Origin of the sequence: Pseudomonas sp. M20 (assembly GCF_045037865.1) — a bacterium.
Taxonomy (GTDB): domain Bacteria; phylum Pseudomonadota; class Gammaproteobacteria; order Pseudomonadales; family Pseudomonadaceae; genus Aquipseudomonas.
In genome coordinates this window covers 1-14486 of sequence record NZ_CP173611.1, presented here as the reverse complement: position 1 = coordinate 14486, position 14486 = coordinate 1, and the positions used below count along the sequence as shown (strand labels likewise).

Genomic DNA, 14486 nt, shown 5'->3' with positions numbered 1-14486 from the left:
ATTCGACAGCCCGTCCCGAGAGTGAATCGCATCCTTCGTGATGCAGTACAATCGCCGCTTTTCATTGCCAACCAGCCGGGCATTCCGATGATCGAACCCAAGCGCGTCTTGCGCGCCCTCGCTGAACACTGGGCACTGCTTGAGCCACTGTGTGAGCACTTCGACCAAGGCACATTGAGCCTCAACGAACTGCGCACGCAACTCGCCGCCCAACAACTGGACAGCACGCCACAGGACATTACCAGCCTGCTCGACGTGTGGATTCGCCTCGATATTCTGATTCCGGTGGCAAAAAGCCCGAACCGTTTCGAGCTGAACGCGCAGATTCACGACTTCCTCGCCTACTTGCGGCGTGAACACCGCTTGGGCCTGTGCCTGGAAATCGAAGCCTATCTGCGCCACCTCGAGCGTCTGGCCGGTTACATCCAGGACGCGTTCGAAGTCCGCGATGGCCACGACCTTGCCCGCCAGTTGCGCTTGCTCGACATGCGTGTACGCGACGTACTGAAGAAGCTCGACAACGACGAACAGGCCCTGGTCGCCGTCGCCGAGCGCGCGAAGACCAGCGACCGGCAGATTCCGCTGCGTCAGCGTTACGCTGAAGTACTGGCGACGTGGGACGAATACGTCGAACCGATGATCGATCTGGTGAACGCCGACGGCGCCTTCGAACAAGGCGTGCGCAAGGTCGAAACCGTGTTGCTGAAGATGCTCAGCGAACAGCAGCGCCTCGGTCATCTGGTCGACGACGACATGCTGCTGCGCACCCACGCGCGCATCCTCGAAATGCAGACCAGTGCCCAGCTGACTTTGCGTCATGCCCGCGAACTGCTGCTGCCGCTGCGTGAAGAAGCGCGTCGGCACAACGCCGTGACCCGTGGTGCCGCACTCGCATTGGCCGCGATTCGTCGTAAAGGCATCGACGCCGTTCCGCAAGCGGCGATGCCGCTGTTCACCCGCCCGCAAAGTACTTTCCTTGGCAGTGCGAGTCAGGTCGAAGCCTACGTGTACGCCTTGGCGCGGTTCGAGCCGAAACCGGCGCGCTTCCCGAAAGCGCACAAGACCCAGAAAGGCGAAGCCCCACGCGCCCCCCGCACCGTGCGCGAGATGGTCGACCGCTGCGAAGAAGCCCTGCCGATGCCGGATCTGATGACCTGGCTGCTGGAGCAGGAACCGGACGGCGCCACTGACGAATTGCTCTACTGGTTCTCGCGCCTGTCGCGGGAAAAACGCTTCAAGCGCGAGCGTCTGGAACGCCGCGAATACCACACTCACGAGCACCAGGTCAGCCTGCGCTCCTTCGCCCTGCTCTCGGCCAGCGACAGCGCCGCCGAGAATTCTGCGAGCATCCCCAATGCATCTTGATCTTTCCGAACTGTCGCAACTCGCGCCGATCTTCCGCGAGCTGTTCAAGGGTTACCACGTCAGCCGCCGCGACCCGGAGCTGTACGCGCAACTGTCGAACTTCCAGGATCAATACCGCACGCTGTTCAAGGCGCTGGGCTTTGAACTGGTCTGCGACACCCGTGGTTTCTACTACTTCGTGCCGGACATGGCCGCCGCAGCGGTGAACAAGACCGCGCAACGTCTGGCGCTGTTCACCTTCATCCTCGTCGAACATCTGGCCGATCAGGGCCGTGACCCGATTGCCGTGCTCGATGGCGGCAGCCTCGGCCGCGAAGAGTTGCCATCGCTACTGGAGAAATACCGCGATCTGTTCATTCAGGCCGAAGTGCAGACCGTCGAAGAACTCGAAGAAAAGATCATGCGCCGCATGACTCAACTCGGTTTCGCCAGCGAAGAAAACGGCGTGTACCGCTTCCTGCCGCCGATGCACCGCTTCCTCGATGTGTGCCTGTCGGTGCAGCAGGATCGCGATCTGGCGGCCAGCGTGCACAGCGTATTGCCGCTGCCAGCCCCGGTGCTGATCGACGAAGCCGCCGAAGCCAAATTCCTCGAAACCGACGACCCGCTCGATCTTTCAGAGTTTGAAGAAGAGAGCGAAGAAGACGCACTGGCCCGCGCCATTGCCGAAGAACAGGAGTCCGACGCATGAGCCAGGAACGCTACGGCATCCGCCGCTTTGCCCTTTTGAACACCGCCGGTTACAGCCTCGGCCTGTTCCCGCTGGAAGAACCGTTGTCGGTTTACGGTGCGAACAACCTCGGTAAATCGGCGTCGATCAACGCCTTGCAGTTCCCGATTCTGGCGCGCATGTCGGACATGAGTTTCGGCAAGTACAGCCTCGAACAATCGCGGCGTTTTTACTTCGCTTCCGACACCAGTTACATCCTTGTCGAAGTGAGCCTGCCCCACGGCCCACACGTGATCGGGGTGGTCGGGCGCGGCCCGGGCGGTGGTTTCGGTCACCAGTTCTTTGCCTATGCCGGCAAGCTCGATCTGGCGCATTACCAGAAGAACGACACCTGCCTGCGCCAGAAAGAGCTGTTCAGCAACCTTGAGAAAGAAGGCCTGAAAGCCTACGAACTCAAGCCGGACGAACTGCGTCGTTTGCTGGTAGGCGGTCACACCTCGATTCCTTTGGATCTGACGTTGATTCCGCTGCGCTCCACCAGCGAGCAGAGCCTGAAGACCTTCCGCGCGCTGTTCATCAACCTGCTGCACATGCGCGAAATCACCGCGGCCAAGTTGAAGCAGTTGTTCCTCGACGCCTTCGAGCACAGCCTGCGTTCCGGCAGCGTCGATTACATCGCCGCGTGCGAAGAAGCTTTCCGCGATGTGCGCCGGATGGAACAGGACTACAACTCGCTGGTCGCTGCCGGCCCATTGGTTGAAGCCTTGGCCAACGGTGTAAAACAGCGCGACGTGCTGCGCGGCAAACTGCATCGCCTGTCGCCGCTGCTCGACTCGTTGCTCGGCACCTGGTCGGACTACGCCAGTGCGCGCAAAGAAGAACTGACCATCCAGGCCGACCATTACCGTGGTGAGCAGGACAGCCTGCAAAACGATCAACGCGGCGGCACCCAGGAACTGATGCGTCTGGAGCGGGAAATTTCCGGCATTCAGCGCTGGCTCGGCGAGCTGTCGGTGTTGAAGAATCGCTTCGCACTGGTCGATGACGTCAAAGTGCTCGAGCAACAATTGCTCGCGGCCAAAGACGCCCACGACGAACTGGCCGGTGCCTTGGCGCAATCGCGTCAGTTCAGTGCAGAAGATCTCGAAGAGCGTCTGCGCGATCTGGAAAAACGCCTGAAGTCGGTGAAACTGCAACTCGATCACGCCGACAACAACAGCTACGCCCGCCTGCGTGAAGAATTCTCGCAACAGGACGTCGAGCGTCTGATGCGCCTGTTCAACAGCGCGCTGTTCAGCCTGCCGCTGGGCGAACACGGCATCACCCTCGACGACGATGGCGAGTGGGTCAAATCGGTTGAGCTGATTCTCGACGGTTTCAAGGGCGAGCGCTTCGAAGTGCCGGGCCTGTCCATCGACATCTCGCACATTGAGCCGCCGGCGCTGCAGGCCTTGGCTGACCGCGCTGCGCTGCGCGATCAGAAAGAGCGCCTGGAAAAAGAACTCAAGCAACTGAAAACCCAGCAAGCCGTGGCCGCCGACCGCGCCGCGAGCAAGACCCAGACCGAAGCGCTGTACCAGCAAGTGCTGGACGCGCAGAAAGCCTTGGAAGATTTCCGCCGCACCCAGACCCTGAGCGCAGAAGAAGGCGACAAGCTCGAACAACTGGCGCAGATGGAAGGTGCACAGGACGAACTCAAGCGTTCCAGCGATGCCTTCACCGAGCGCGTCCAGCAACTGTCGGCCAAGCTGCAACTGGTCGGCCGCCAGATCGCCGACATGGAAGCCAAGCAACGCACCCTTGACGATGCGCTGCGTCGTCGTCAGTTGCTGCCGGCGGATCTGCCGTTCGGTACGCCGTTCATGGATCCGGTCGACGATTCGATGGACAACCTGCTGCCGCTGCTCAACGACTATCAGGACAGCTGGCAAGGCTTGCTCCGCGCTGACGGCCAGATCGAAGCGCTGTATGCGCAAGTGCGCCTCAAAGGCGTGGCCAAGTTCGACAGCGAAGACGACATGGAGCGCCGCCTGTCGTTGCTGATCAACGCGTACGCGCACCGTACCGATGAAGCGCTGACGCTGGGCAAGGCCCGTCGTGCGGCAGTCACCGACATCGCCCGGACCCTGCGCAATATCCGTAGCGACTACGACAGCCTCGAGCATCAACTGGCGCTGTTCAACCGCGAGATCAACAAGCGTCAGGTCTCCAACCTGCAGAGCTTCCGCATCGTCCTCGCGCCGAACAAGGAAGCCCTCAAGCACATCGACCAGATCATCCACAGCGCCGGTCAGTACGAAGAAGGCGAAACCCTGTCGGTGTTCGATCTGAGCCAGAGCGCGGAGCAGGACAACAAGAACGAAGAGGCCAAGGAATACCTGGCACGGCTGGTGGCGGCCAACCACAACCAGCTCGGTCTCAAGGACTTGTTTGAGCTGGCGTTCGAGATCACCAAGGTCAACGGCCAACCGGTGATCCACACCGACATCGATGGCGCGGCGTCCAACGGTACGACGATGACCATCAAGGCGCTGACCAACATGTACTTGTTGCTGCACTTGATGGATCGCGATCTGGCCGGTCGCGTGCGCCTGCCGTACTACCTCGACGAGGCGGCGGACATCGACGAGAAGAACCAGGCCGCGTTGCTGGAAACCAGTCTGCAACTGGGCTTCGTGCCGATTCTGGCGAGTGTGAAGCCGCAGGTCTGCGCCAGTGTCGCGATCGACCTGGAAGGCGGTAGCGGCCCGGCGGGGATCTACATCGATGAGGCGGACTGGAAGTACATCCGTCGCCATGATGTGGTCAAGGCCACGCTGAATGTTGAAGCGGATGAGCCGGAGCTGGATGCGGTTTGATCGGCTTTAGCTGAAGGCAAAAAAAGGGCCGCGATCAGTTTGGATCGCGGCCCTTTTTTATGGCTTGGGGTTTGTGCTGGGCTTTGAGGCCTCTTCGCGAGCAAGCTCGCTCCCACATTGAAACGCATTCCAAATGTGGGAGCGAGCCTGCTCGCGAAGGCGTCTTTGTAGACGCCACATCAACTTCAGGTTATTTACCGAGGGAAATCTTCGGCGCCCATGTCAGCCACTCATCCTCAAACTTGTCGAACAGCGGGAACGTCTGCTCCGCACGCGCCGGGTTGCCCATGCGCTCGCCATCCGGCGTGGCGAAGGCGATGCCACCCTGAATCGCCGTCTCCAACGACTCGGTGCGTACCGTCAGCCCGTTGAACAGACCGATATCAAAACCAACACCGCTGGTGTTCCAGAACCGGCTACCGCTGCGCACCAACGGCGCATACTTCGGCTCGATCAAAATGTGCACCAACACGCGATCAGCGGTCTGCCCCAGTTCATAACCGGTGACCTTACCCACAGTAATTTCGCGGTAGGTGACTGGCACACCCGGTTTCAGCGATCCACGACGGGCAGCGCTCAGTACCAGGCTCAGACCCGCCTCTTGCTTGGTCACTTCCGGCGCATTGGCCAGGGCAACGAAGTTCTTCTGCGGGCCGAGGTTCTTAACCGCCGGTTGTACTTCGATGTACTGACCGGTCACCAGGGTTTCCAGATTCGCTGTCTTGATCAGGCCGAGCTCCGGTTTGACCACCCAGAACTGACTGCCGACCCGGGCGATCTTCTCTGGCACTTCGGTGATGCGCGCCGTGAGGATGACCGATTGCAGATCGTCAGTCAGATCGACACTTTCGATCTTGCCGACATCCAGTCCCTTGAAGCGCACCGGGGTGCCACTGCGCAGACCATCAGCGCGATCGACTTTGATTGTCACCACCGCGCCTTTCTGATTCGCCTCATCATGGTTGGCGAACAGGCGGAAACGCGGAATACGTTTCTGCAGCGGCGCCTTGGCTTGCGGTGTCTCAAAGGCGATACCACCGGCCATCAGGGTCTGCAGCGACTCACTCTTGACCTGAATGCCACCGGTCAGTCCGCCGGTCAACGTGATGCCACTGACATTCCAGAAACGCGTCGAGGCGTTGACCAGGTTTTCGTATTCCTTATCGATGTGCACGCCAATGACCAATTGCTTCTTGGTCTTGGAGAACTGGTAGCTCTGCACCGAACCGACCTTGACCTGTTTGTACAGAATTGGACTGCCGACATCGATCGAGCCGAGGACATCGGTGAACAGCACCAGGTGCAAGCCCGGTGAGCGCAGATCCAGCGGCGGCGCTTTCGGCCGCGCCTCGAACTCGCGCTTCGGCGCAGCGCCCTTGTCGCCCGGGCGCACGGCGATGTAGTTACCTTTCACCAGCGCCTCCAGCCCGGTGATACCGGCCAGAGAAATCGACGGTTTGACCACCCAGAACTGCGTGCCGTCGACCAGATAATCTTCAGCGAGCGGATCAAGGGTCAACTCGGCAGTGGCACTGTTCAGATCTGGATCGACCTTCAGCGCTTTCAGGTTGCCGACTTGGATGCCTTTGTACATCACCGGCGTACGGCCAGCCTGCAGGCCTTCGAAGTCGCTGAGTTTGACCTTTACGCGAATCCCGGCAGCAGCAGCATCGAAGTCTTCATAGAGTCGGAACGGCAGGCTTGGATCGGTCGGTGGGCTGTCCTTGCGGTTTTCTGGTGTGGCGAAAGCGATGCCGCCGGCGACGATACTGGCCAGCGATTCGCTGCGTACTTTCACACCGGACAGGTTGGCGTCGATGCTGATGCCGCTAGCGTTCCAGAAACGCGTGTGTTTGCGCACCAGTTTGGCGTAGGTCGGTTCGATGAAGACTTTGAGCTCAACGGTACTTTGGTCTTCCGACAGCACGTAGCTTTTGATCTGGCCAACCTTGATCTGCTTGTAGAACACCGGGCTGCCTCGGCTCAGTGAACCGAGACGATCAGCCTTGATGGTCAGGTGCAGACCGGGCTTGGCGTCGGACAACGGCGGCTCCTCGGAGAGCGCCTTGAACTTGCGCACCGGTTCACCTTCGCCGGGACTGATGGCGACGTAATTACCCGAAACCAGGGTTTCCAGACCGGTGATACCGGCCAGGGTCACGCTTGGCTTGACCAGCCAGAAACGCGTGCTGGTCTTGAGGTATTGCTCAACGTCTTTATTCATCTCGACGGTGGCAATCACGCCTTTGGAATTGCCCTCATCGTCGAGCTTGAGCGCCTTGACCTTACCGACCGACATGCCTTTGTACATGACCTCGGTCTTGTTGGCCTGGATGCCTTCACCACTCTCGAAGCGGATCTGAATTTCGATACCGGTTTCGGAATAGGCGCGCCAGCCGAGCCAGCCACCGATGATCAGCGCGATCAGAGGCAGTACCCAAATGGCAGACCAGTTCGAAGCCGGTCGGGTTTTCGCTACGGGCAAATCAGTCATGGTCGTCGTCCGACTCCGTGTTATCCCAAATCAGTCGGGGATCGAAAGTTACTGCGGCGAGCATCGTCAGAATCACCACACTGGCGAAGGCGATGGCGCCAAGATTGGCTTCGACACTGGCAAGCCGGCCGAAGTTGACGACCGCCACCAGAATGGCGATCACAAATATATCGAGCATCGACCAGCGGCCAATGAACTCAATGAAGCGGTACATCCAGATGCGTTGACGAGCGGACAGCGGCTGGCGTCTTTGCACAGAGAAAAGCAACAGCGCGATGCCGACCAGTTTGAAGGTCGGTACCAGAATACTGGCGATGAACACTACGGCTGCAATCGGGATCATGCCGTGCTGCACTAACTGAATCACGCCGGACATGATAGTGCTCGGATCACCCTGGCCCAAAGAACTGACAGTCATGATCGGCAAGACATTGGCCGGGATATAGATAATCGCGGCGGTGATCAGCAGTGCCCAGGTGCGTACGAGGCTGTTCGGACGGCGAGCGTGAACCAGCGCACCGCAGCGGGTGCAGGTTTGCTCGTCGGCGTCCGCTTCCTGTTTGTTCAACTCATGACATTCGGTACACACCAGAATGCCCGCATCAATCGCCCGCATGAGCGTCCTCTCCTGATAACGCCTGCCATATCTGGTGCGGTGACATCACCACTTCCAGCCAGACCTGCACCAACAACAAACCGATGAAACACGCCAGGCCCAGACCTACGGTAATGGCGGCCATGTCCGCCAGTTTGACGATCGCCACCAGTACGCCCATGAGGTAAACCTCGAGCATTCCCCAGTCTTTGAGGTGGTGGTAAATGCGATAAAGCAGCAAGCCGTAGCCGCGACCGATATCGAAACGAATAGTCAGTAGAACGAATAACTGGCATAGCAACTTCAGCAACGGTATGGCCATGCTGCACAGAAACACCACGATCGACACACCCTGCATGTCCGTGTTGAACAGGCCGAGTACGCCGCTCCAGACCGTGTCCTGCGAAGATTGTCCGAGGATATTGAGTTGCATGATGGGTAAAAAGTTTGCCGGGATATACAGCAATAATGCCGCGATCACCAAGGCAAGGCTGCGCTGCACCACGTTATGACGGTGGGCATATAACTCGTAACCGCAACGAGGACAGAGCGCTTTCTCGCCGTGAGCAAGCGTTGGCTTGCGCATCAGCAGATCGCACTCGTGACAGGCCACCAAGTCTTCCAGCGGTAAATCTGACAGCCCGGGGGCGTCAACCGACTCTGGCATAAAGGCTCTGGCTCCGAATAAGGTGGGGCTATTCTAGTGTTCTGATTCGAAAATAACTGTGCAAATTTGTTCGCTGTCACGAGTAAAAAACTTTTCTGCGGGCAAAACAAAACCCCAACTGCTTTCGCAATTGGGGTTTCGGAATTTAATCTTGACGATGACCTACTCTCACATGGGGAAACCCCACACTACCATCGGCGATGCATCGTTTCACTGCTGAGTTCGGGATGGGATCAGGTGGTTCCAACGCTCTATAGTCGTCAAGAAATTCGGGTACTGAGTCGTGACCAGAGGGCCTCGCTTCAGCAAATTGGGTATGTGACAGCTGGTGTTTTGTGAACATCGAACTTTCGGTTCGTTTCGTCTTCACACACCGCAACTTGGCCTTTCGACGCAAATTGCTTGGGTGTTATATGGTCAAGCCTCACGGGCAATTAGTATTGGTTAGCTCAACGCCTCACAGCGCTTACACACCCAACCTATCAACGTCGTAGTCTTCGACGGCCCTTCAGGGAACTCAAGGTTCCAGTGAGATCTCATCTTGAGGCAAGTTTCCCGCTTAGATGCTTTCAGCGGTTATCTTTCCCGAACATAGCTACCCGGCAATGCCACTGGCGTGACAACCGGAACACCAGAGGTTCGTCCACTCCGGTCCTCTCGTACTAGGAGCAGCCCCTCTCAAATCTCAAACGTCCACGGCAGATAGGGACCGAACTGTCTCACGACGTTCTAAACCCAGCTCGCGTACCACTTTAAATGGCGAACAGCCATACCCTTGGGACCGGCTTCAGCCCCAGGATGTGATGAGCCGACATCGAGGTGCCAAACACCGCCGTCGATATGAACTCTTGGGCGGTATCAGCCTGTTATCCCCGGAGTACCTTTTATCCGTTGAGCGATGGCCCTTCCATACAGAACCACCGGATCACTAAGACCTACTTTCGTACCTGCTCGACGTGTCTGTCTCGCAGTCAAGCGCGCTTTTGCCTTTATACTCTACGACCGATTTCCGACCGGTCTGAGCGCACCTTCGTACTCCTCCGTTACTCTTTAGGAGGAGACCGCCCCAGTCAAACTACCCACCATACACTGTCCTCGATCCGGATAACGGACCTGAGTTAGAACCTCAAAGTTGCCAGGGTGGTATTTCAAGGATGGCTCCACGCGAACTGGCGTCCACGCTTCAAAGCCTCCCACCTATCCTACACAAGCAAATTCAAAGTCCAGTGCAAAGCTATAGTAAAGGTTCACGGGGTCTTTCCGTCTAGCCGCGGATACACTGCATCTTCACAGCGATTTCAATTTCACTGAGTCTCGGGTGGAGACAGCGCCGCCATCGTTACGCCATTCGTGCAGGTCGGAACTTACCCGACAAGGAATTTCGCTACCTTAGGACCGTTATAGTTACGGCCGCCGTTTACCGGGGCTTCGATCAAGAGCTTCGCGTTAGCTAACCCCATCAATTAACCTTCCGGCACCGGGCAGGCGTCACACCCTATACGTCCACTTTCGTGTTTGCAGAGTGCTGTGTTTTTAATAAACAGTCGCAGCGGCCTGGTATCTTCGACCGGCATGAGCTTACGGAGCAAGTCCTTCACCCTCACCGGCGCACCTTCTCCCGAAGTTACGGTGCCATTTTGCCTAGTTCCTTCACCCGAGTTCTCTCAAGCGCCTTGGTATTCTCTACCCAACCACCTGTGTCGGTTTGGGGTACGGTTCCTGGTTACCTGAAGCTTAGAAGCTTTTCTTGGAAGCATGGCATCAACCACTTCGTGTTCTAAAAGAACACTCGTCATCAGCTCTCGGCCTTAAGATCCCGGATTTACCTAAGATCTCAGCCTACCACCTTAAACTTGGACAACCAACGCCAAGCTGGCCTAGCCTTCTCCGTCCCTCCATCGCAATAACCAGAAGTACAGGAATATTAACCTGTTTTCCATCGACTACGCTTTTCAGCCTCGCCTTAGGGACCGACTAACCCTGCGTCGATTAACGTTGCGCAGGAAACCTTGGTCTTTCGGCGTGGGTGTTTTTCACACCCATTGTCGTTACTCATGTCAGCATTCGCACTTCTGATACCTCCAGCAAGCTTCTCAACTCACCTTCACAGGCTTACAGAACGCTCCTCTACCGCATCATCCGAAGATGATACCCGTAGCTTCGGTGTATGGTTTGAGCCCCGTTACATCTTCCGCGCAGGCCGACTCGACTAGTGAGCTATTACGCTTTCTTTAAAGGGTGGCTGCTTCTAAGCCAACCTCCTAGCTGTCTAAGCCTTCCCACATCGTTTCCCACTTAACCATAACTTTGGGACCTTAGCTGACGGTCTGGGTTGTTTCCCTTTTCACGACGGACGTTAGCACCCGCCGTGTGTCTCCCATGCTCGGCACTTGTAGGTATTCGGAGTTTGCATCGGTTTGGTAAGTCGGGATGACCCCCTAGCCGAAACAGTGCTCTACCCCCTACAGTGATACATGAGGCGCTACCTAAATAGCTTTCGAGGAGAACCAGCTATCTCCGAGCTTGATTAGCCTTTCACTCCGATCCACAGGTCATCCGCTAACTTTTCAACGGTAGTCGGTTCGGTCCTCCAGTTAGTGTTACCCAACCTTCAACCTGCCCATGGATAGATCGCCCGGTTTCGGGTCTATTCCCAGCGACTAGACGCCCTATTAAGACTCGCTTTCGCTACGCCTCCCCTATTCGGTTAAGCTCGCCACTGAAAATAAGTCGCTGACCCATTATACAAAAGGTACGCAGTCACCCAACAAAGTGGGCTCCCACTGCTTGTACGCATACGGTTTCAGGATCTATTTCACTCCCCTCTCCGGGGTTCTTTTCGCCTTTCCCTCACGGTACTAGTTCACTATCGGTCAGTCAGTAGTATTTAGCCTTGGAGGATGGTCCCCCCATATTCAGACAAAGTTTCTCGTGCTCCGTCCTACTCGATTTCATGACCAAGAGATTTTCGCGTACAGGGCTATCACCCACTATGGCCGCACTTTCCAGAGCGTTCCGCTAATCTCAAAGCCACTTAAGGGCTAGTCCCCGTTCGCTCGCCACTACTAAGGGAATCTCGGTTGATTTCTTTTCCTCAGGGTACTTAGATGTTTCAGTTCCCCTGGTTCGCCTCTTGCACCTATGTATTCAGTACAAGATAACCATCTTATGATGGCTGGGTTCCCCCATTCAGACATCTCCGGATCAAAGTCTGTTTGCCGACTCCCCGAAGCTTTTCGCAGGCTACCACGTCTTTCATCGCCTCTGACTGCCAAGGCATCCACCGTATGCGCTTCTTCACTTGACCATATAACCCCAAGCAATCTGGTTATACTGTGAAGACGACATTCGCCGAAAATTCGAATTTCTCAACTAAGAGAACTCACAAATTTTACCTTAGCCTGATCCGTTACCAGTGAAAGTAACGTTCAGTCTATCTTTCTATCACATACCCAAATTTTTAAAGAACGAACTAGTCAAAGACTAGAAATCAACATTCATCATCACAACGATGGAATGCTCATTTCTAAGCTTTCAAACTTTAGAAGCAGTAGTGGTGGAGCCAAACGGGATCGAACCGTTGACCTCCTGCGTGCAAGGCAGGCGCTCTCCCAGCTGAGCTATGGCCCCGTATTTCTACAGGCGTTTCCCACACAAAATTGGTGGGTCTGGGCAGATTCGAACTGCCGACCTCACCCTTATCAGGGGTGCGCTCTAACCAACTGAGCTACAGACCCAATTTCGGGCTGCTTCTTTCGTCTTCTTCAATGAATCAAGCAATTCGTGTGGGAACTTATGGAGCAGCTGATGTCGTCGATTAAGGAGGTGATCCAGCCGCAGGTTCCCCTACGGCTACCTTGTTACGACTTCACCCCAGTCATGAATCACACCGTGGTAACCGTCCTCCCGAAGGTTAGACTAGCTACTTCTGGTGCAACCCACTCCCATGGTGTGACGGGCGGTGTGTACAAGGCCCGGGAACGTATTCACCGTGACATTCTGATTCACGATTACTAGCGATTCCGACTTCACGCAGTCGAGTTGCAGACTGCGATCCGGACTACGATCGGTTTTATGGGATTAGCTCCACCTCGCGGCTTGGCAACCCTTTGTACCGACCATTGTAGCACGTGTGTAGCCCAGGCCGTAAGGGCCATGATGACTTGACGTCATCCCCACCTTCCTCCGGTTTGTCACCGGCAGTCTCCTTAGAGTGCCCACCATAACGTGCTGGTAACTAAGGACAAGGGTTGCGCTCGTTACGGGACTTAACCCAACATCTCACGACACGAGCTGACGACAGCCATGCAGCACCTGTCTCAATGTTCCCGAAGGCACCAATCCATCTCTGGAAAGTTCATTGGATGTCAAGGCCTGGTAAGGTTCTTCGCGTTGCTTCGAATTAAACCACATGCTCCACCGCTTGTGCGGGCCCCCGTCAATTCATTTGAGTTTTAACCTTGCGGCCGTACTCCCCAGGCGGTCAACTTAATGCGTTAGCTGCGCCACTAAGAGCTCAAGGCTCCCAACGGCTAGTTGACATCGTTTACGGCGTGGACTACCAGGGTATCTAATCCTGTTTGCTCCCCACGCTTTCGCACCTCAGTGTCAGTATCAGTCCAGGTGGTCGCCTTCGCCACTGGTGTTCCTTCCTATATCTACGCATTTCACCGCTACACAGGAAATTCCACCACCCTCTACCATACTCTAGCTCGACAGTTTTGAATGCAGTTCCCAGGTTGAGCCCGGGGATTTCACATCCAACTTAACGAACCACCTACGCGCGCTTTACGCCCAGTAATTCCGATTAACGCTTGCACCCTCTGTATTACCGCGGCTGCTGGCACAGAGTTAGCCGGTGCTTATTCTGTCGGTAACGTCAAAATTGCAGAGTATTAATCTACAACCCTTCCTCCCAACTTAAAGTGCTTTACAATCCGAAGACCTTCTTCACACACGCGGCATGGCTGGATCAGGCTTTCGCCCATTGTCCAATATTCCCCACTGCTGCCTCCCGTAGGAGTCTGGACCGTGTCTCAGTTCCAGTGTGACTGATCATCCTCTCAGACCAGTTACGGATCGTCGCCTTGGTGAGCCATTACCTCACCAACTAGCTAATCCGACCTAGGCTCATCTGATAGCGCAAGGCCCGAAGGTCCCCTGCTTTCTCCCGTAGGACGTATGCGGTATTAGCGTTCCTTTCGAAACGTTGTCCCCCACTACCAGGCAGATTCCTAGGCATTACTCACCCGTCCGCCGCTGAATCCAGGAGCAAGCTCCTCTCATCCGCTCGACTTGCATGTGTTAGGCCTGCCGCCAGCGTTCAATCTGAGCCATGATCAAACTCTTCAGTTCAAACATCTTTGGGTTTTTAAGAAACCCTAAACTTGGCTCAGCAATCGTTGGTTACATCTTTGATTTCTCGCGGAGCAACTTGTGATGCTGATAATCTTGTTGACTATCAGTCTGATTCCACAAGCACCCACACGAATTGCTTGATTCAGTTGTTAAAGAGCGGTTGGTTGAGATCTTTCGTATCAACCGAGGCGCGCATTCTACAGCAGCCTCATTTGCTGTCAAGTGATTATTTTCAGAAGTTTTCGAAGATTTCTTCAACAACTTCAACCACTTGCGCCTCCGATCTCTCGTCAGCGGGAGGCGAATTCTACAGCGTTACACGCTGCTGTCAACACCTCTTTTTCAACTTCCTTTTGGCTTCGATGAACTGAAGCAACCCGCCGCCGAAACCTGCATAACTCATTGAATCTCAAGGAGTTTTCCGTTTCGACTGCGCCGGAAGTGGGGCGAATTATAGACATCTGAAATCTGCCGTCAAC

Annotated in this window: 6 protein-coding genes, 2 tRNA genes and 3 rRNA genes; 3 read left to right on the top strand and 8 right to left on the bottom strand. The window is 56.0% G+C overall.

Annotated features, from left to right (window positions below; all coding sequences use genetic code 11):
• Nucleotides 1-87: 87 nt before the first annotated feature.
• From mksB to mksF, 3 genes are read left to right on the top strand one after another with little or no spacing between them, the layout of a single operon-like run.
• Nucleotides 88-1365 carry an Mks condensin complex protein MksB gene (mksB, locus tag ACI514_RS00055; protein ID WP_026000484.1) on the top strand — a complete coding sequence of 426 codons (1278 nt, stop codon included), beginning with the start codon at nucleotides 88-90 and terminating at the stop codon, nucleotides 1363-1365.
• Entirely contained in the window at nucleotides 1355-2056 is a 702-nt protein-coding gene (mksE, locus tag ACI514_RS00050) for an Mks condensin complex protein MksE (protein WP_007912968.1), read from the top strand. The genes mksB and mksE overlap by 11 nt, the downstream gene beginning before the upstream one ends.
• Entirely contained in the window at nucleotides 2053-4893 is a 2841-nt protein-coding gene (mksF, locus tag ACI514_RS00045) for an Mks condensin complex protein MksF (RefSeq protein ID WP_405122869.1), read from the top strand. The genes mksE and mksF overlap by 4 nt, the downstream gene beginning before the upstream one ends.
• A gap of 190 nt (nucleotides 4894-5083) precedes the next feature.
• Here mksF and ACI514_RS00040 read toward each other — a convergent pair whose 3' ends face one another.
• From ACI514_RS00040 to ACI514_RS00005, 8 genes are all read right to left on the bottom strand, one after another.
• On the bottom strand, nucleotides 5084-7387 hold the full coding sequence (locus ACI514_RS00040; protein ID WP_405122868.1) for an MlaD family protein: 2304 nt from the start codon (nucleotides 7385-7387) through the stop codon (nucleotides 5084-5086).
• The gene (locus ACI514_RS00035) at nucleotides 7380-8003 is read right to left on the bottom strand and encodes a paraquat-inducible protein A (RefSeq protein ID WP_160059432.1); all 624 of its coding nucleotides are present in this window, start codon (nucleotides 8001-8003) and stop codon (nucleotides 7380-7382) included. Before ACI514_RS00035 ends, ACI514_RS00040 begins: the two co-directional genes overlap by 8 nt.
• Nucleotides 7990-8649: a paraquat-inducible protein A gene (locus tag ACI514_RS00030; protein WP_160059433.1), complete on the bottom strand. Its 660-nt coding sequence runs from the start codon at nucleotides 8647-8649 to the stop codon at nucleotides 7990-7992. Before ACI514_RS00030 ends, ACI514_RS00035 begins: the two co-directional genes overlap by 14 nt.
• A 149-nt stretch (nucleotides 8650-8798) precedes the next feature.
• Nucleotides 8799-8914, bottom strand: a 5S ribosomal RNA gene (gene rrf / locus ACI514_RS00025).
• A gap of 148 nt (nucleotides 8915-9062) precedes the next feature.
• A 23S ribosomal RNA gene (locus tag ACI514_RS00020) occupies nucleotides 9063-11956 on the bottom strand.
• Between the two features lie 247 nt (nucleotides 11957-12203).
• Nucleotides 12204-12279, bottom strand: a tRNA-Ala gene (locus ACI514_RS00015).
• 30 nt (nucleotides 12280-12309) lie between these two features.
• A tRNA-Ile gene (locus ACI514_RS00010) sits at nucleotides 12310-12386 on the bottom strand.
• A gap of 81 nt (nucleotides 12387-12467) precedes the next feature.
• Nucleotides 12468-14004, bottom strand: a 16S ribosomal RNA gene (locus tag ACI514_RS00005).
• Together the 16S, 23S and 5S rRNA genes with 2 tRNA genes alongside form the textbook arrangement of a ribosomal RNA operon.
• Nucleotides 14005-14486 lie beyond the last annotated feature (482 nt).

What these genes read in the sequence shown, in the direction of transcription:
- mksB (WP_026000484.1), top strand. Translation starts at nt 88, where the DNA reads ATGATCGAACCCAAGCGCGTCTTGCGCGCCCTCGCTGAACACTGGGCA.
- mksE (WP_007912968.1), top strand. Translation starts at nt 1,355, where the DNA reads ATGCATCTTGATCTTTCCGAACTGTCGCAACTCGCGCCGATCTTCCGC.
- mksF (WP_405122869.1), top strand. Translation starts at nt 2,053, where the DNA reads ATGAGCCAGGAACGCTACGGCATCCGCCGCTTTGCCCTTTTGAACACC.
- ACI514_RS00040 (WP_405122868.1), bottom strand. Translation starts at nt 7,387, where the DNA reads ATGACTGATTTGCCCGTAGCGAAAACCCGACCGGCTTCGAACTGGTCT.
- ACI514_RS00035 (WP_160059432.1), bottom strand. Translation starts at nt 8,003, where the DNA reads ATGCGGGCGATTGATGCGGGCATTCTGGTGTGTACCGAATGTCATGAG.
- ACI514_RS00030 (WP_160059433.1), bottom strand. Translation starts at nt 8,649, where the DNA reads ATGCCAGAGTCGGTTGACGCCCCCGGGCTGTCAGATTTACCGCTGGAA.